6 protein-coding genes are annotated in these 19,431 nt (G+C 67.0%); all 6 read right to left on the bottom strand.

Annotated elements, in window-relative coordinates:
* Positions 1-32: 32 nt before the first annotated feature.
* Entirely contained in the window at positions 33-1,241 is a 1,209-nt protein-coding gene (locus tag F600_RS0112275; RefSeq protein WP_018160918.1) for an FHA domain-containing protein, read from the bottom strand.
* 46 nt (positions 1,242-1,287) lie between these two features.
* Entirely contained in the window at positions 1,288-1,704 is a 417-nt protein-coding gene (locus tag F600_RS0112270) for an AMP-binding protein (protein ID WP_018160917.1), read from the bottom strand.
* 150 nt (positions 1,705-1,854) lie between these two features.
* The gene (locus F600_RS0112265; RefSeq protein WP_018160916.1) at positions 1,855-2,676 is read right to left on the bottom strand and encodes an ABC transporter permease; all 822 of its coding nucleotides are present in this window, start codon (positions 2,674-2,676) and stop codon (positions 1,855-1,857) included.
* Complete coding sequence (locus tag F600_RS0112260; protein ID WP_018160915.1) at positions 2,676-3,494, bottom strand: ABC transporter permease; 819 nt, start codon at positions 3,492-3,494, stop codon at positions 2,676-2,678. Before F600_RS0112260 ends, F600_RS0112265 begins: the two co-directional genes overlap by 1 nt.
* Complete coding sequence (locus F600_RS0112255; protein WP_018160914.1) at positions 3,491-4,471, bottom strand: ATP-binding cassette domain-containing protein; 981 nt, start codon at positions 4,469-4,471, stop codon at positions 3,491-3,493. The genes F600_RS0112260 and F600_RS0112255 overlap by 4 nt, the downstream gene beginning before the upstream one ends.
* Before the next feature lie 3 nt (positions 4,472-4,474).
* Positions 4,475-19,321, bottom strand: a complete 14,847-nt coding sequence (locus F600_RS0112250; protein WP_018160913.1) for a non-ribosomal peptide synthetase — start codon at positions 19,319-19,321, stop codon at positions 4,475-4,477.
* Positions 19,322-19,431: the final 110 nt, after the last annotated feature.

The raw sequence follows: 19,431 nt of genomic DNA, 5'->3' as shown, positions 1-19,431 counted from the left end.
GCACACCCGTCAGGATGTGCGGCCGACTGAAATCATGCAGAGTGCAGGACGTAAACCCGATTGCCGAGGCACAACGCCCAACCGGTGTTCAGGTGAACCGCCTCGCCGTTCAGGCGTGCCCACTCCGGTGCACCGGGCGACGCGATGTACGTGCCGTTGGTCGACCCGTTGTCGCGGATGGTGACTGAACCCTTCTCCGCGGTGAGGTAGGCATGCACGCGGGAGATCGCACTCGAGTCGTCGAGGATCGTGATCGGCGACGCCTCACCCCGACGAACTGCCGAGTCGCTGCGCGGGTCACGGCCGAGCACGTAGTTGCGGTCGAGGATGATCCGGGAACCGTCATCGCCGATCAGCACAGGGCTCGACGGTGCCACGAGCGGCGCCATCTGGGTGGCTCCGGCATCGACCGGCAGTCCGTCCTGGGTCTCGGCGTCGCGTCCGTCGTCAGACCCGCGGGTCTCCTCTTCGAACGGCGTCGCAGCCCGCGACGCCTGCGTCTCATCGATCACTTGGGCGACGGGCCCGTCGATGGTGTCGTCCTCCGGAACCTCGACGCGAATCGGCTGCGGTTCCGTCGTGGGCTCGTCGAGCAACTCGATCGCGGCGGCATGCGCAGTCGCGAAATCGTCGACGGCCGGCGAAGCCTGCGTCGCGTACAGGTCGGCAACGGCGATCTTCGCGGACGCGGCGATCTTGCCAGCGATGGACTTGGGCGAAATGCTCTTCAGGGCCACACCCTTGGCAGCCGCGACACCCTGCGTCCGAATGACGAGTCCGTCGCCGTTCACAGTGCCGAGTCGCAGGTCCGACCGCGGGTTGACCGGCTTCTGCTCCTTCGGCGACAGCGTCAGCGAGATCTCCGACACCGGCGCGGCGACGATCCGCTCCACCCAGGTGAAGGCCGAGTCGCCGGCGAGGTGCAGCGTCGTCTGGGGAGACGTCACGCGGGCCCAGGCCAGGCCGTGCACCGCCACGACGAACCCGTTCGGGACCGCAGCCACAATGCCGAAGGCCGGCAGAGCCTTGCCGTTGCGCAGAACCATCGGTGCCACTCGACGAGCGATTTCCTCGCCCGGGTAGGTCTCGGCTGCGCTGGCCTCTTCGAGTTCTTCGATCAGCTGCTCGACGTATTCCGCCTCGGCGACCGTGTGCGTGCTGAAGACGCCTACTGCATTACCGAATCGGGCGACGACGTTGTCTCCGGGCTCGATTGCGACGTGCTTGAGGACGTCTTCCATTTCAGTTTCTCCTGCTTGTTCTGGGTAAATATGCTACGAGGATTGCTTACGCCGCAACAGTGACGGGACCGTCGTCGACCGTCATGTAGAGGCGCATGGTGGCCGGCTCATCGAGGATGAGCCACGTGATCGACTCGGAGAGTCCATCGCGATTGTTGCGCGTCGTGATACCAACCTTGGCCTTGGGAACCTCGACGTCGGTGCTGACACCGAGGAGGCCGGTCTTGGCGAGGGCCCAGGCGACGACGATCTTCTCGATCGACGGGTCGAGCGCGATCGCGACGGCCGAACCTTCGCGGGCGCCGAGGTCGAGGATGATCCGGGCGAGGCGGTTCGACCAGCGGTCGAGGTCGAAGTTGGTGAGCTCGTCACCAGCGGCAGATGCTGCGACACCGTTGGGGTCGACGTCAGCGAGCTCGGCGAGGTCCTGGGGGCGAAGAGCGATCGAAGCGATGGTGTTCACGGTCTGACTCCTTGCGACGGCTGCCCGGGTGGGCTGCGTATGCGTCTAATTTCGTCGCAAACCTTGATCACAAATAGGGACCCAGGGGGTGACCACCCTTCCCCCGAGGGTGGGGAAATCCCCACCTAGGTGTGGGGTGTTGGGAAGCGATCAGCGCCGGCTGGCCTTGCGGTAGCCCTGTGCTGCGGGTATTGCGAATACCAAGATCGACCCAAAACACCAGATCAAGGTCACCAACAGCGGTTTTGCCACCGGTCCGCCGAACGAAAGACCACGCATCGCATCGACGGTCGTGGTGAGGGGTTGATACGTGACCACACCCCGCAGAAACTCGGGGAAAGCATCCAACGGGACGAATCCCGTGCTGAAGAACGTCAGGACCGAGCTCGCGAGCGATACCAGTTCGATGAGTGAGGCTTTCGCGGTCCGGACGGCGATGGTCGTGATGACGGTGGCGAATGCGAGTCCGAAGAGCACCGGCAGCGTCACGTATGCGAGTGCGGCCAGCGGACCCTGCTCGAAGCGGAAGCCGAAGAGATAGCCGACGATGACGATCATGACCGTGCCGACGAAGATGCGCATACCTTCGGCGAGGACTCGGGCGATGAGCCCGGACGATCGATGCACCGGCAACACCCAGAATCGGGAGAGCAGACCGGTCTCGCGCTCACGTCCCAGGGAGATCGCCCCGGCGACCGACCCAGCCATGATGCCGACTAGGGCTGCCATGGGAACGGTGCCATAGATCGAGTCGTACCCGGGACCGTAGAGGTTGTGGTCGACGGCGTAGCGGGTGATCTGGTTGCCGAGCGCCAGGTTCAGCATGATGAGCAGCAGCGCAGGCAGAACGAGGCTCTGGGCCAGCGTCATGGGATCGCGCGACCAGCGCACGAGGAGGCGTTGCGTCAGGATGAGCGTGTGTGCCACCAGAGCGCGCGGCGAGCGTTCGCGGGCGGCCGGAAGGGTCGTCATCATCCCCTCCGCGAATTCATGCGGACGGCCAGCGGGGCGAGGAGCCCGATGAGGAGCGCGAGCCACAGCAGACCCGGCGCGACCTGACTCCAGGTCGGTGGTCCCGACGTCGGCGTCTCGCCGCTCAGGGCGCGGAGGAGATTCGCGAGCTGCGAAATCGGCTGATTGCGCACGAACGGCGCCAGCCAGCCGGGGAACTGGTCGTCGGGAGCGATGCCGGACGACAGCAGGCCAAAGAACATCTGCGGCACGATCATCGCCTGCGACACCGCCTCCGGGCTCTTCGTCACCGATCCGAGCACGTCCGCGATCAACGCGAGGACCAGTCCGATCAGCAGCGCGACCAGGAAGAACGCGATCGCATAGACCGGTGAGAGGTAGAAGCGGAAGCCGATGACGTAACCACAGATCAGTGCTGCAACCGTCGTGATGACCGCACGAATCATGTTGGCGGTCATGCGTGCGGCCACGGGAGTCCACGCGGCGATCGGCATCGCGGCGAACCGGCGGTTGATGCCTTCCACCTGATCGGTTGCCGCCCGGAAAGCGGCGGTGATCGACGAGAACGCCGCACCCTGCAACAGGATCATCGGCATGACGAACTGCGCGTAGCTGGTGACGTTCGGGATCGAATCCTTCATGACGCCCGAGAGCGGCAGGTAGACCGTCACGGTGAAGAAGATGGGCGCGATCACCGAGAGCCCGAACTCGCCGTTTCGCAGCGACGGGGCGATCGTGCGCAACGTCAGTACCCACCATTGCGCGTAGGCCGGCGGAGAATTCCGTCGGCTGGCGGTGCTCAAGTCAATCCCGCTCACTGGGCCCTCGACGTCGTGTCGTGGCCGGTCAGGGACAGAAACACGTCGTCGAGCGAGGGGCGGCGCAGCGCGATGTCGACCAGTTCGATCTGGGCAGCGTCCAACCGGCGCAGCGCCTCGGCCAGCGTTCGGGCGCCGTCCGGTGCCGGGATCACCAGTCGATCCGAATCCGGGGTCACCGTCTCGCGGTACTCCGGCGGGACGAGGGGTCCGAGGGCATCGAGGATCGCGGGGAAGTTGTGCAGATCCAGCGGGACGATCTCGCAATAGCTCGCGCCGGTGCGCGCCTTGAGTTCATCGGCGGTGCCCTCGGCGATGACCGTGCCCTTATCGATGACGATGATCCGGTCGCTGAGAACGTCGGCCTCTTCGAGGTACTGCGTCGTGAGCAGCGTCGTCACACCCTGATCGCGGAGCGACTTGACGAGGTCCCAGATGCCTTGCCGACTGCGCGGATCGAGTCCCGTCGTCGGCTCGTCAAGGAAGACGACCTCGGGGGGAACCACGAGCCCGCACGCGATGTCGATGCGTCGCCGCATGCCTCCGGAGTAGGTGCCGACCCGGCGCCCCGCGGCGTACGCGAGGTCGAACTCCCCGAGGAGTTGCTCGGCGCGTGCATTGGATTCGCGCTTGGACAGGCCCATGAGGCGGCCGAACAGAACGAGGTTCTCACGCCCCGTGAGCAATTCGTCCAGCGCGGCATATTGGCCGGTCAGCATGATCGACGAACGCACGCCTTCCGGGTCGGCCACCACGTCATATCCGGCGACGAACGCACGCCCCGAATCCGGCGTGAGCAGCGTCGACAGGATGTTGACCGTCGTCGTCTTGCCGGCGCCGTTGGGACCGAGGATGCCCAGGACTCGACCACGTTCGGCGGTGAAGCTGATGCCGTTGAGGGCCTTCATGTCGCCGAATGACTTGGTGACGTCGTCGACCTCGACGGCGTATCGCGAGTTCTGTTGGGGACCGGTCAAGGGTCACGCACCTTCCGCGTGGAGGTATTCGGCAAGCAGGCGGGCAATGTGAGCGAGCGGTTCGGGTGCCGTCATGCCCGCGTGGTTGGCCTCGATGTCGTGGTTGGTGATCTCACCGATGATCCAGTGCTCCCAGCCCTCCGGTCCGAAGCCGGGTTTGCGGTCGACCGTCGCGGTGAAGCACACGGCGTCGACATCGGCCGTCGGGAACGAATGTCCGAGACCGGCACGTCCGACGTCGTTGTACACCGTTGTCAATCGCTCGAGAAGCTCGCTGTCGATGATCAGCTCGGGCTTGGTGCTTTGGATCAACGCGACCGCTTCGTCTGTCGTGGCGTTCGCGGGGATGCCTTCGACACCGAGAACCGGTCCCAGCTCACTGAGCAACTGACCGACCGACATGGTTTCGACCATGTCCTCGGTGAGGTTCGACGAGTAGGTGTCGAGCAGCGCGAGCAGCGCGACATGATCGCCGTCATCACGCATCATGGCCGCGATGGTGTGCGCGACCGTTCCGCCGAACGACCAGCCGAGCAGGTGATACGGCCCCTCCGGCTGGATCTTCCGGATCTCGGCGAGGTACCGCTCGGCGTATTCGGCGACCGTCGACGGGTTGTCCGCCGGGTTCCGGAACGCCGGCGACTGTAGTCCGTAGATCGGCCGATCGCCAGGCAGCAGATGGCCGAGCGGCTGGTAGGGCAGCGACATGCCGGATCCGGGGTGGATGCAGAAGAGCGGAGGCAGGTCACCGCCCGTGCGGATCGGCAGGACAACGTCGAGCGGCCACACCTCGAGCGCGGACATGGTGCCGCTGGATTCGCCCGCTGCCTCGATCGCCTCGGCGACCCCGGCTACGGTGAGGTTCTGCAGCAGTTGACGCGACGACAGTTCGAGTCCGGCTGCGCGCGCCTTCGACACCAAGGCAATCGCCATGAGGCTGTCGCCGCCGATGGCGAGGAACGAGTCGAGAACGCCGACGCGTTCGCGGCCGAGGACCTCGGCGAAGAGGGCCGCGATCTGCTCCTCCAACGGCGTTCGGGGCGCGACGTAAACCGTCGCCGTGTCCTCGAAATCGGGCTCCGGCAGCCGTTTGCGGTCGAGCTTGCCGACTGGCGTGAGCGGTAGTTCGGACAGCACGAGGATCGAACTCGGGACCATATGCGCAGGTAAGTGATCTGCTGCGTATTCCTTGAGTGCGGCCGGGTCGGCTGTCGCTCCGGGCGCAGCGGTCACGTAAGTCACGAGCAACGTGGCGCCCACCGGGTTCTTGACGCCGAGCGTGATCGCGAAGTCGACGGACGGGTGGCCGCCGATGAGCGCGTCGATTTCGCCGAGTTCGATGCGCAGACCGCGGATCTTGACCTGGAAATCCGAGCGCCCCACATATTCGATCTGCAGGTCCTTGGTCCAGCGCACGAGGTCGCCCGTCCGATACATGCGTTCCCCGGGTACCCCGTACGGGTTCGCGACGAATCGTCCAGCGGACAGTCCCGGGCGCGCGTGATAGCCGCGGGCGAGGGCATCGCCGCACAGGTACAGCTCGCCGAGGACCCCCGGGGGCACCGGCTGTAATCCGTTGTCGAGGACCAGTGCGCGGGCCCCGCGGACCGGCTTGCCGATCGTGACCGCTTCGCCCGCATGGAGCGCCGACGATGCGGTGGCCACGATCGTGCATTCCGTCGGGCCGTACCAGTTGAACACGCTCAGCCGGTCCGTCCACCGGGCGACGAGGTCCGCGCTGACCGCCTCACCACCGACGGACAGCACCCGCAGGCTGCTCGTCTTCGCCGGGTCGACCGTCGTCAACGCGGACGGGGTGAGGAACGCGTAGGTGACCGACTCGCGAGCGATGAGATCGGTGAGGTCGTCACCGCCGAACACTGTGGGTGGCGCCACGACCATCGCCGCACCATGGGTGAACGTCATGAGGAACTCGAGCAGGGACGCGTCGAAACTCGGCGACGCGACCTGCAGCACGCGTTGGTTCTCGTCGACCCCGAGCACGTCGCGGAAGGACGCGGCCACGCTCGCCACACCGCGGTGCGTGACCGTGACGCCCTTGGGGAGGCCGGTCGAACCGGAGGTGTAGATGAGCCACACTGGGTTGTCGAGGTGGATCGGTGCCGTCCGGTCGGCCGGCCGGATCGGGTCTGTGCTGAACCGGTCGTCGGTGTCGTCGTCGAGGACCAGCCAGTCCACGGTGTCGGGCAGCGCGCTCCGGTGTTCGGACAACGTGACGCCCACGACCGCTCGGGAGTCGGTGAGCATGTGGGTGATGCGTTCGACCGGGTACTTCGGGTCCACCGGAACGAACGCCGCGCCCGACTTGAACACTGCCCAGACCGTCACCCATAGCTCTTCAGACCGTGGAAGGGCAAGCGCGACAAACGATTCCGGACCCGCCCCGGCAGCGATAAGACGGCGAGCGAGCCGGTTCGAAGCGGCATCGAGTTCGGCGTAGGTGAGCGACCCGGAGGCCGTGACGAGCGCCGGGCGAGAAGCGTGCGTGGCGGCGGCCGCGGTCAGCAGATCCGGGACGAGCTGAGCTTGGGCAGCGGGCAGTCCGGCGACTGGCACGAGCGTGCGGCGCTCGCCCGGCGTGACGAGCGGGACCTCACCGATCGGCAGGTCCGGCGCGCTGACCAGGGCGTCGAGAAGGTGCAGGAATCGGTCCGCCATGGTTTTCACCGACGCGGCGTCCCAGAGATCGGTGGCATAGGTGAAAGCCGCCGACAGTCCTGCCGGAGAACCGGCCGGACCGTGCCGTTCCTTGAGCGAAAGCAGCAGGTCGAACTCGGTGCCGTCCTTGACGAACGGTTCGGCTTCGACGGTGAGTCCGGGCAGAGTGAACCGCGGTTCGACGAAGTTCTCCAGTGCGAAGAACACCTGGAACAGCGGATGCCGAGCCGCGGACCGTTCGGGTTTGAGCGCCTCCACGAGACGCTCGAACGGAATGTCGGCGTTGGCGAATGCCTCGAGGTCGGCGCCCCGCGTCGCGGACAGGAATTCGCGGAACGACAGACTCGGCCGAAGATGTGAACGCAGCGCGAGGGTGTTCACGAACATGCCGACGATCGGATCGAGTGCGGCTTCGCCGCGACCGGCCACCGGCGTGCCGACCACGACGTCGTCGGTCGAGCCGATCCGGCCGAGGTAGCTGACGAAAGCGGCGTGCGCGAGCATGAACATCGAGGCGTTCGAGCCGCGCGCGAGATCGAGCATGCGCGCGTGCGTGCCGGCGCCGATCATGAATTCGTATTCGCCACTGCGCATCGATTGCACGGCCGGCCGCGGGCGGTCGGTCGGCAGGTCGATTTGGTCGGGAACACCGGCAAGAGTCGTGCGCCAGAAATCGATCTGACGACCGGCGATGGACTCGGGGTCGGCGTCGTCGCCCAGAACCTCTCGCTGCCACAAGGCAAAGTCGGCGTACTGGACGGTGAGCGGGTCGAGCCCAGCCGAGTCGCCCTGCACGCGCGCGGAGTAGGCGGTCATGAGGTCACCCGCGAGCGGGGCGATGGAGACGCCGTCGGCCGCGATGTGGTGGACCACGAGAACGACGACGTGGACGTTCGGCGCAGGCCGGAATACTCCGACCCGAAGCGGGCTGCCCTTGGTCACGTCGATGCCGGTCCCGATGAGTGTCTCGACGGCTTCGCGCAGCTCCTGACCCTCGGCGACGTGCTGCACCGCGAGTGTCGGCGGCGCTGGTGGCAAGACGACCTGATGCGGGCCGATCGCGTCGGCGGGGAACACCGTGCGCAGGGTTTCGTGTCGCGTGATGACGTCGCCGAGTGCCAGCCCGAACGCCTCAATGTCGAGCGTGCCGGTGAACCGGAACGCGAACGGGATGTTGTAGACGGGTGACTCCGGATCGAGTTGGTTGACGACCCACATGCGCTGTTGCGCGAGTGAGAGCGGCACGCGGTCGGGTCGTTCCCGCCCGACGAGAGGCACCCGTACGCCCGCGCCCGATACGGAAACCCGGGGCGCCAGGTCAGCCGCGGTCGGGCCATCGAAGAGATCACGCAGCGTGAGGGCGGAACCGAGCGCCGCATTGATACGCGCCACGACCCGGGTGGCGATGAGCGAGTTTCCACCGAGGTCGAAGAACGACTCGTCGACGCCGACCCTCTCCACGTTGAGAACCTCGGAGAACGCCTCGCACACTGCCTGTTCGGCCGGATTGCGCGGGGCCACGTAGGTCGACTCCGGACGGGCTCGGAAGTCCGGCGTGGGAAGCGCCTTGCGGTCGAGCTTGCCGACCGGCGTCAGCGGGATCTTGTCGAGCACGACGATCGCGTTCGGCACCATGTGCGCTGGGAGCTGTTCGGCGACAAACGCTTTCAGTTCGGCGGTATCTGGTGTCGAACCGGGTGTGGCAGTCACATAGGCGGCCAGGGACGTCGTCCCGGCCGGGTTCTTGACGCCCAGGGTCACCGCGAAGTCGACGGTGTCGTGTTGGGCGAGCACGGCATCGATCTCCCCGAGCTCGATGCGCAGACCGCGGATCTTGACCTGGAAGTCGGTTCGGCCAATGTATTCGAGCACAGTAGTCGAGTCGGCAGTCTTTCCCCACCGCACGAGGTCACCGGTGCGGTACATCCGCTCACCGAGGGCGCCGTAGGGGTTGGCCACGAATCGTCCAGCGGACAGGCTCGCCCGTGCGTGGTACCCACGGGCCAGCGCTTCGCCGCACAGGTAGAGCTCGCCGAGGACACCCGGTGGCACTGGCTGGAGTGCGCTGTCGAGCACGAGAGCACCCGCACCGCGAATCGGCCGGCCGATCGTCACCGGCTCGTTCGGAACCAGTGCCGTGGACCCGGTCGCCCAGATCGTGAACTCGGTCGGGCCGTATAGGTTGTACATCCGCACCCGGTCGGACCACCGCGCGACGAGGTCCGGGCTGACCGCCTCGCCCGCAACCATGAGCGCGCGCAGCGACTGGGCCTTCGCCGCATCGACGGTGGTCAACGCGGACGGCGTGATGACGGCGAGCGTCACCGACTCGCGGTTGATGAGGGAGCTGAGTTCGTCGCCACCGAAAACGGCGGGAGGGGCGACGACGAGCGCACCGCCATGCGCATAAGCGAGGAGGAATTCGAAGGCCGCGGCGTCGAAGCTCGGCGAAGCGACCTGCAGAACGCGATCGTTTTCGTCGACGTCGAGGAAGTCTCGGCACGACGTCGTCATGTTCGCGATACCGCGGTGCGTGACCGTGACGCCCTTCGGCAGACCGGTCGATCCCGAGGTGTAGATGAGCCACACCGGATTGTCCGGACGGATCGGACCGAGGAGTTCGATCGGGTCAATCGGTGCATCTGACCCGGTGTCGGTAGCGCCATCCAGGACCAGCCAATTCACCGCATCCGGCAACGCATCGCGGTGCTCCGCGACCGTGACGCCGAGGACGGCTCGGGAGTCGGTGAGCATGTGGGTGATGCGTTCGACCGGGTACTTCGGGTCCACGGGCACAAACGCGGCGCCCGACTTGAAGACCGCCCAGACCGTTGTCCACAGCTCTTCCGAACGCGGAAGAGCAATGGCGACAATGGTTTCCGGACCCGCACCGGCGGCGATGAGCTGGCGGGCGAGGCGGTTGGACGCGCGGTCGAGTTCGGCATAGGTGAGCGTGCCCGACGACGTGACGAGCGCTGGGCGCAGCGGGTACGCGGCGGCGGTGGCGGCCAGCATGTCCGGCACCAGACGCAGGTCCGCGGCGGCGGGCCCGGTCACCGGCACCAGGGTCTGACGCTCTTCGGTGGTGACGAGCGAAACTCGGTCGAGCGCGACGTTCGGGTTCGTCGCGACGCTATCGAGGAACTGAACGAAGCGATCTGACAGGTCCTGGATCGAGCCGTCATCCCACAGGTCGGTGGCGTAGGTGAAGGTCGTGGCGAGCCCCGACGAGTTGGGCAGTTCCCGCATCGACACGCTGAGGTCGAACTCCGACCCATTGCGCGTGAACGGTTCGATCTCCACCGTGAGCCCCGGCAGCGTGAAGTGCGGCTCGGCGAAGTTCTCGAGCGCGAACGTCACCTGGAACAACGGGTGCCGCGATGCCGACCGCTCGGGCTTGAGCGCCTCGACGAGGTACTCGAACGGGACGTCCGCGTTCGCGAAGGCTTCGAGATCCGCGGTGCGGGTCGTGGTGAGGAAGTCGCGGAAGGAGGTCGCGGCGGGCAGCGCACTGCGCAGCGCGAGCGTGTTCACGAACATGCCGACGATCGGGTCGAGCGCGGCCTCGCCGCGGCCCGCGATCGGAGTTCCGATGACGACGTCGTCGGTCGACCCCATCCGGCCCAGGAAGGCCGCGAGCGCCGCGTGGATCACCATGAACATCGAGGCGTTCGTCGACTTCGCCAGCTCGGTGAGCCGAACGTGCAGGTCAGCGGGGATGTCGAACGCGAAGTCGGCGCTGTGCATCGACTGCACCGGCGGGCGCGGGCGGTCACCTGGGAGGTCGAGCTGGTCGGGGATTCCGGTGAGGGTCGTCCGCCAGAAGTCGATCTGTCGGCCGGCCAGCGATTCGGAATCGGTCTCGTCGCCAAGGACTTCGCGTTGCCACAACGCGAAGTCGGCGTACTGGACGGCGAGTGGTTCGAGACCGTTCGTCGAACCCTGGAGACGGGCGGTGTAGGCCGTCATGAGGTCGATGGCGAGCGGTGCGATCGAGACGCCGTCGGCCGCGATGTGGTGCACGACGAGCACCACGATGTACACGTCCGGGGCTGGCTGGAACAGGCCCACCCGCAATGGGGTTCGCTTCGTGACATCGATTCCCGTGGCGACCATCGTCTCGATCGCGGTGCGAAGTTCGGGGCCTTCCGGCACCTCGACCACGCGGACGACCGGCGTCGCGGCCTCGGTGTGGATGATGACCTGACGCGGACCGGCGGCATCGGACGGGAACACCGTCCGCAGCGACTCATGCCGCGCGACGACGTCCCCGAGCGCCTCTTCGAAGGCCTCGACGTCGAGCGCGCCGGTGAAACGCAGCGCCATCGCGATGTTGTAGGCGCCCGAGGTCGGGTTGAGCTGGTTGACGACCCACATGCGCTGCTGTGCCAGCGACAACGGAATCCGGTCCGGGCGTACGCGAGACACGAGCTGCGCGCGGGGGCCTACACCGGCCGGGTGGATTCGAGAGCTCAGTTGCGCCGCGGTCGGCGCGTCGAAGAGGTCGCGCAGCGCGATCGACGACCCGAGCGCGGAGTTGATCCGGGCGATCACGCGGGTCGCCAGAAGCGAGTTGCCGCCGAGATCGAAGAACGACTCGTCGATTCCGATTCCCTCGAAACCGAGGACGGCCGAGAACACCTCGCACACCGTGTGCTCGACCGGGGTGCGCGGCGCGAGGTACGTCGACTGCGGGCGGGCCCGGAAGTCCGGAGCCGGCAGTGCTTTGCGGTCGAGCTTGCCGACCGGGGTCAGTGGAATCTTGTCGAGCACGATGATGAGGGACGGGACCATGTAGCCCGGCAGCACTCCGGCGACGCGGGTCCGCAGCCGTTCGATGTCGAGGTCGATGCCCGTCTCAGGAAGCACGTACGAGACGAGAACCGTTGCGCCGGAAGGACCCTTGACGCCGAGGGTCGCGGCGTACGCGATTTCCTCGTCGGCGACGAGCACCGCGTCGATCTCACCGAGTTCGATGCGCAGACCGCGGATCTTGACCTGGAAGTCGCTGCGGCCCAGGTATTCGAGTTCGAGGCCCCGCTTCCCCTGGACCCACCGGACCATGTCACCGCTGCGGTACATGCGGTCGCCGGGAGCGCCGTACGGGTTGGCGATGAAGCGAGACGCATTCATCTCGGTGCGGTTGAAGTAGCCACGGGCCAGGCCCGGGCCGGCCATGTAGAGCTCACCCTGGGCACCGAGCGGCACCGGCCGCAGCCACGTGTCGAGAACGAGGAGCTGGGCACCGCGGACCGGGCCACCGATCGTCACGTCATCGCCCGGATCGAGGTGTCCCGAACCGGTCGCCCAGATACTGAACTCGGTCGGGCCGTAGACGTTGAACATCGTGCGACCGGGGGAGAAGCGTTCGATCAGTTCCGGTCCACAGGCTTCGCCACCGGTTGCGAGGACCTCGAGATCGGGCAGGTTGTTCGGTTCCATCGTCGCGAGCGCGGACGGCGTCATGCTCGCGGTCGTCACGCGCTCGTCGCGGAGCAGCGATTCGAGCTGGGGGCCGCCGTAGGTTTCCGGCGAGGCGATGACGAGCCGTGCACCCACGCCGAACGCGGACAGCATCTCGAAGATCGACGCGTCGAAGCTCGGCGATGCCACGTGCAGAACGCTCGACTGCGGGGTGGTCCGGAAGTCTTCGTGCAGCGCGAGGACCAGGTTCGCCATGCCGCGGTGCGTGAGGAGAACCGCCTTGGGCTTACCCGTGGAGCCGGACGTGTAGATGAGGTATGCCGTCTGGTCGACCAGGATCGGCCCGCCGCGGTCTTCGTCGGTGACCGGTGCTGCGGACACGGTCATCACGCGCCGCATGGTGTTCAAGTCGTCGAGCAGCAGCCAGTCGATCGAACTCGGCAGCGTCTCACCGATCGCCGTGATGGTGAGTCCGATCGGCGCCTGCGAGTCGGTGACCATGTGCTCGACGCGGTCTGGTGGATGGTTCGGGTCCATCGGAGCGAAGGCGGCACCGGTCTTGGCGACGGCCCAGATGGCCACGATCGATTCGATCGACCGGGTGAGCGCCAGCGCGACGAACACTTCGCGACCCACACCCCGGCGGATCAGGACGCGGGCGAGTCGGTTCGACCATTCGTCGAGCTCGCGGTACTTGAGGTCCATGCCGTTCGCGGTGACCGCGATGGCGTCCGGGTCAACCGCAGCGCCGGTGGACAGAATCTCCGGGAGAGTGCGGACTTCGACGTCGGGAAGGCCGCGAACCGGGGCGAGTTCGGCGAGCTCGGTGGCGTCGCAGACCTGGACGGTGGCCAGGCGCGCCTGCGGATTCGCCACGAGGTCCGACAGCCAGCGCACGAGCCGGTCGAGAATCCGCTGCACCTCGGGTGCCTCGAAGGCACCGGCCAGGTACGTCACGACGATCTCGTAGCGTTCGCCTTCGCCGGTGTGCTCGGGGCGGTGCGGAATGACCTTGAGCCCCAACGGGTACGGCGTCGCGTCGGTGCCTTCGAAGCCGGTCACTCGCATGCCCGCCACGTCGAACGCGGCCGCGAGCGCGCCGGTGTCGATGGGGTACGACTCGAAGACGGTCAGCGTGTCGAACAGCTCCGGAAGACCGACCGCGCGGTGGATGTCCGACAGTCCGACGTACTGGTGGTCGAGGAGGTCCGCTTGCTCCTTCTGGACCCGAATGAGCAGCTCAGTGACGGTTTCGCTGGGGTCGAGCCGGACCCGGACCGGCAGCGAGTTGATGAACATGCCGACCATCTCTTCGACGCCGGCGAGCTGTGCGGGCCGACCCGAGACGGTATTGCCGAACACGACATCCATGCGTCCGGTCAGAGTGGCCATGTTCAGCGCCCACGCCACCTGGATGGTCGTGTTGACCGTGATGCCGAGCGTCTTGCTCAGCTGCTGCAGTGCGGTCGTGTCGGCGGCGCTCAGTTTCGTGGCGAGCTCGAACCCCTGCGACACCTCGGTCCGGTCGAGGGTCGGGACGGCGCGCGTCGGGTTGTCGATGCCCGACAGCGCTTCCTTCCAGGTACTCAGCGATTCCTCGAGGTTCTGTTCGCCCAGCCACGACAGGTAGCTCTTGTAGCTGCGCGCGGGAGGCAGCATCCGGTCCGAGCCATCGGCGGCGTAAAGCGCAATGAGCTGTTGGACGATCAGCGGCGTCGACCAGCCGTCGAGGATCAAGTGGTGGTTGGTGAGCAGCAGCTTGCACTCGTCGTCGGACATCCGGACGAGGGTGAGCCGAAGAAGCGGAGGTGAAGTCAGGTCGAAACGGGTCGCCGCGTCGACCTCGATGTGCCGGTGCAGCATGTGGGCGCGCTTGTCCGGGTCGGGCTGGGTCCGAAGATCGACCTCGGACCAGCCGACATTCGCGTGCGACAGGATGATCTGCCGCGGCCCGTCATCGGTTTCGACGAAGCCGGCGCGAAGGTTGTCATTGCGGTCGACGAGAGCCTGGGCCGCGCGTTGGAGTCGGTGTGCATCGACGGTTCCGGACAGCGTGAGGATCGCCTGGACGGTGTAGGCGTCCGCGGCGTCGGTGTCGTAGATCGAGTGGAACAACAGACCGAACTGCAGTGGCGACAGCGGCCAGACGTCGACCATCGACGGGTACTGCACAACCCAGCGGTCGAGGTCCGACGGCTGAACGTCGACGAGCGGGAAGTCGGACGGCGTGAACGCGGGGCCCGACATCTCCAGGGTGTGGCCGGCGAGCGCGGCGAGCGCCTCGGACCACAGGCCGGCGATTTCGCGCACGTCTTCGGCGCTGATCACGTCGGTGGCATACGCCCAGCTCACTGTCAGTTCCGAGCCGGTCGCGGTGTCGGTGGCGATGGCATTGATGTCGATGACGGCGGGCAATCCGGCCTGCGGGTCGGAGGTACCGGTGAGTGAGTCGTACTGGGTCGACGGCATCCACGGCCCGCCGTCGGCTCCCGATGTCGCGCGTCCCAGGTAGTTGAAGCTGACCTGCGGGGCCGCGAGTCCGGCGAGGCGGCCACGGGTGGTCGGGTCGAGGTACCGCAGCATGCCGAAACCGATGCCGTTATCCGGAAGCGCACGCAGCTGTTCCTTCACCGACTTGATCGCGAGGCCGGCGGCCGCACCTCCGGTGAAGGCTTCGGCCAGGTCGACGCCGTCGAGGTCGAGCCGGATGGGGTACAGCGTCGTGAACCAGCCCGCGGTGCGCGAAATATCGGCGCCCGGAACGGCGGATTCTTCACGCCCGTGCCCTTCGAGCTGCAACAGGACGTCGGTCTGACGCGAGTTCCGGCGAGCACGGAACTGGGCGATCGCCAAGGCGAGCGCGGTCAGCAGACCATCGTTGACACCGCCGTGGAAACGCTCCGGGAGCGCCGTGAGGATCACCTCGGTGACCGACGCGGGGATGACGGTGTCGATGCGCGCGGACGTGCTTCCGACGTCGGTCGTGGGTTCGAGAGCGCGCCTGCCGAGCGGTTCGTCGGCACCGGTGAGGATTCCCTCCCACCGGGCGAGTTCGTGGCGACGCGTCGGCGCGGTCTCGGCGAGGCCGTGCGCCCAACGCCGGAACGACGTGCCGACCGGGTTGAGAGCCACGGCCTGACCAGCGCTTATCTGCAGGTATGCGGTCGCGAGGTCGGGCAGGAGGATGCGCCACGAGACGCCGTCGACCGCGAGGTGATGCACGACGAGCCACAGCAGGTCTGGACCGGAGGGGAGATGCAGCCAGGCCAGCGCGATCAGGCGCCCTGTCGACGGATCGAGGCGGTCGGCAGCCTGTTGAAGTTCGCGGTCGACACTTTCCGACGAGCCGTCGATCGTGGCTTCGTGCAGAAGCGAGCGTCCGACCGTCCCGCCGGGTGCGGGCACCTCGAGCGTCCAGTCGTCGTCCTTCTGGAGGACGGCGCGCAGCATGTCGTGGTGGTCGATGAGCGCCTCGACCGCGCGGGCGAGGAACGCGGCGTCGACGTCCGCGGGAAGCTCGATGAGCGCGGCCTGCGAGTACCGATCGAAGGGACCGGGGTTCTCGACCATCGCTTCGATAACCGGAGTGAGCGGAACCGGACCGATACCGCCGCCGGGGAGTTCTTCGAGCACTACCGCGGTCTCCGCGGACCCGGCGATTTCGGCTAGACCGGCAACGGTCTTGCGCTCGAAGATGTCGCGCGTCGTCACGGAGAGTCCGGCGTTCTTCGCCCGGGCGACGAGTTGGATCGCCACGATACTGTCGCCACCGAGGGCGAAGAAGCTGTCGTCGATGCCGACGGAGTCGAGGCCCAAGACCTCGGCGAACATTCCCGCGAGCACTTCCTCGGTGCGGTTCGTGGGGCCGCGCGAGGACCGGCGCGAGGTGAACACGGGTTCGGGGAGCTTCTTGCGGTCGACCTTGCCGACGTCGCTCAACGGCAGCGCGTCGAGAACCATGATCGTCGACGGCACCATATGCGCTGGTAGGAACTCTGCGACGAAGTCGGTCAGCGCGTCGGGATCGATCGTCTGGCCGGGCATCGCGGCGACGTACGAGGCGAGGACAGCCGCACCGGCGGCCGTCTTCGCGCCGACCGTCACCGCGTTCTCGACGGCCGGGTGCCGCGTCAGTGCCGCGTCGATCTCGCCGAGTTCGATGCGGAAACCGCGGATCTTGATCTGGAAGTCCGAGCGTCCGATGTAGCTGAGTTCGAGGCCGCTTTCTGTCTCGACCCAGCGGACGACGTCACCCGTGCGGTACATCCGAGACCCGGGTTCGCCGTACGGATCGGCGATGAAGCGCGAGGACGTGTTGCCCAGGAGGTTTGCGTAGCCACGGGCGACCGCGGGACCGCCGAGGTAGAGCTCACCGGGGACGCCGATCGGCACGGGCTGCAGCAGCTGATCGAGGACGACGGCCGTGATGCCCTGCATCGGCCCGCCGATCGTGACCGCTCGGCCGGGCTCGACAGTCGTCGCCGTCGAGGAGATCGTGACCTCGGTCGGACCGTAGGCGTTGTGCATGGTGCGACCCGGCTGCCAGCGCGTGACGAGGTCGTCCTGACACACGTCACCGCCGACGACGACGCTGCGCAACGTTGGCGCGCTCGCGGAGTCCATCGACGACAGCATCGCCGGCGGCAGGTCGATGTGATCGATGCGCTCGGCCTCGATGAACGACGTGAGCTGCTCGCCGCCGAGGATGTCGGCCGGGATGACGACGAAGGTCGCGCCGTTGCCGAAGCCGACGAGGAACTGTTCGAGCGAGGCGTCGAAGCTGGGGGAGTACGCGTGCGACAAGCGGGTGTCGGCGGTGATGCCGTAGGCGCGCGTGCGGTCTTCGATGAGATTCGTCAGTCCGGCGTGCGTGACGCGGACGCCCTTCGGCAGACCGGTCGAACCCGACGTGTAGATGACGTACGCGGTGTTGGCGATGCGAACCGGCGCGAGGCGATCGGCGTCGGTGATCGGGGCGTCGCTGATGTCCGCGAGGAGGTCGGTGGTGTCGAGGGAGATCCAGGTGAGATTGTCCGGCAGCCCATCGCGAGCGCCGGCGACCGTGACGCCCAACGTCGATCCGCTGTCGGTGATCATGTGCAGGATGCGGTCGGCCGGGTACTTCGGGTCGACGGGCACGAACGCGGCGCCGGTCTTGGCGACCGCCCACACCGCGAGGATCGATTCGATCGACCGGGCGATCGCGACGACGACATGCGTCTCGGGCCGTGCACCGCGTTCGATGAGGATGCGCGCGAGTTGGGACGATTGGCGGTCGAGTTCGTCGTAGCTGAGCGATCGTCCGGGCATCGTGACCGCCGGGTTGCCGATTGACCGCGCGACGCCGCCCGCGAGAATCTCGGGGAGCGTTTGCGGTGGCGAGGCGGGGTGTCCGCGCAGTGGGACGATCGCCTCGCGTTCGGCAGCTTCCAGCACGCTGACGTCGGCGACGCGGGTGTCGGCGTCGGCTTCGAGGAACCGGTGCAGGAACGCCAGGAACCGCTTGTGGTGCGCGGCCAGGTCTTCGGCGCTGTACAGGTCCGGGTTCGCCTGGAAGTCGATGTGCGTGCTGGCGTCACCCATGCCCGGGTAGAGGTTGAGGAACAGGTCCTCCATGAGGCCCGAGGTGAGGACGTGCACGCGTCCCTCGGTGGGCCCGAGGACGACGCGGCTTTCGAACATCATGATGTTGACCGACGGCCCGAAGGCGGCCGGCGCATCACCCGTGTGTCCGAGGTCGCGGAACATGTCCTCCTGGCGATACCGCGGTCGGCGCAGGGCGCCCGTGAGTTCGAGTTGTGTGCTGCGAACCAGTTCGGACACCGTCACGTCCGTGGCGATCGACAGCCGCAACGGAACGACGTTGGCGACCATGCCGCCGGACCGCTTGAGCACGGCCGAAGTCCGTGCGGTGACCGGAAGACTCAGCGTGATCTCGCTGGTCGCCGTGAGCCGACCCAGGTAGGCAGCGAACGCGGCGATGATCGCCGGGGCCACCCCGGCACCCGTGCCCGCGGCACTGAGCAACGCGTTGGTGTCGGCGGGCAGAGCTCCGGAGAGCAGTCGAGGATGTGCGCTCGGCGGCGCGGTTCGCCCGGCCAGGCTCACCGGCTCGGGCAGGTTCTGGAGGTGTTCGAGCCAGAAATCGCGGTCCGCAGTGAACTTGTCGGAGGCGCGGTACTCGATGTCGGCGTTGACGACATCGACGAGGGGGCTGGCCTTCGACGGCGATGGCTCGACTCCGTTGACCGCCGCGGTGTACAGCTCCGCGATGCGGTTGACGAAGGTGAGCCCGGCGAAACCGTCCGCCGCGATGTGGTGGCAGCGCAGGTACCAATAGTGGAGGTCTGGGCCGAGCTTGATGGTCGACGAGGACATGATCGAGCTGCTGTCGAGGTCGGTGGGCGTCGAGTATTCGGTGCGCATCCACTCCATCGCGCGGGCGGCGGGATCGGCGTCGTCGCTGAAGTCGAGCGAACGGATGACCGGGTCTTCCTCGCCGATCCGCTGCCACGGCTCGCCGTCGATTTCGAAGACGCGCAGGTAGCCGGAACCGAACTCGCGTGCCATGCGGAGGGTGCAGGCGGTCAGGACGTCGACGTCGACCGGTCCGCTGATCTCGACGTACTGAGCGATCGAGATCGGGACGTCGCCGGCCAGGTGCTGGGCATACCAGATGCCGCGCTGTGCTGCCGAAAGCGGAAATACCTCCGAGGCAGTTGGGCCCTGCCCGGCGTCCACAGGCATTCCGCCTCCTATCTCGCGTCAGCTAACTGCAGTGTCGATCACGGTCAACATTCCGGCAACCTAATCGGACGAGCCAGACACCCTAGGGTGGGTTTCGATCACTCCTGCGG

It is taken from the genome of Smaragdicoccus niigatensis DSM 44881 = NBRC 103563, from assembly GCF_000380645.1.
In the GTDB taxonomy this organism is placed as follows: domain Bacteria; phylum Actinomycetota; class Actinomycetes; order Mycobacteriales; family Mycobacteriaceae; genus Smaragdicoccus; species Smaragdicoccus niigatensis.
The sequence above is the reverse complement of the archived record's forward strand: the minus strand, read 5'-3'. Positions and strand labels throughout refer to the sequence as shown.

Bases quoted from the DNA above. Each gene is read 5' to 3' on its own strand.
- F600_RS0112250 (WP_018160913.1), bottom strand. From the start codon at position 19,321: ATGCCTGTGGACGCCGGGCAGGGCCCAACTGCCTCGGAGGTATTTCCG.
- F600_RS0112265 (WP_018160916.1), bottom strand. From the start codon at position 2,676: ATGACGACCCTTCCGGCCGCCCGCGAACGCTCGCCGCGCGCTCTGGTG.
- F600_RS0112275 (WP_018160918.1), bottom strand. From the start codon at position 1,241: ATGGAAGACGTCCTCAAGCACGTCGCAATCGAGCCCGGAGACAACGTC.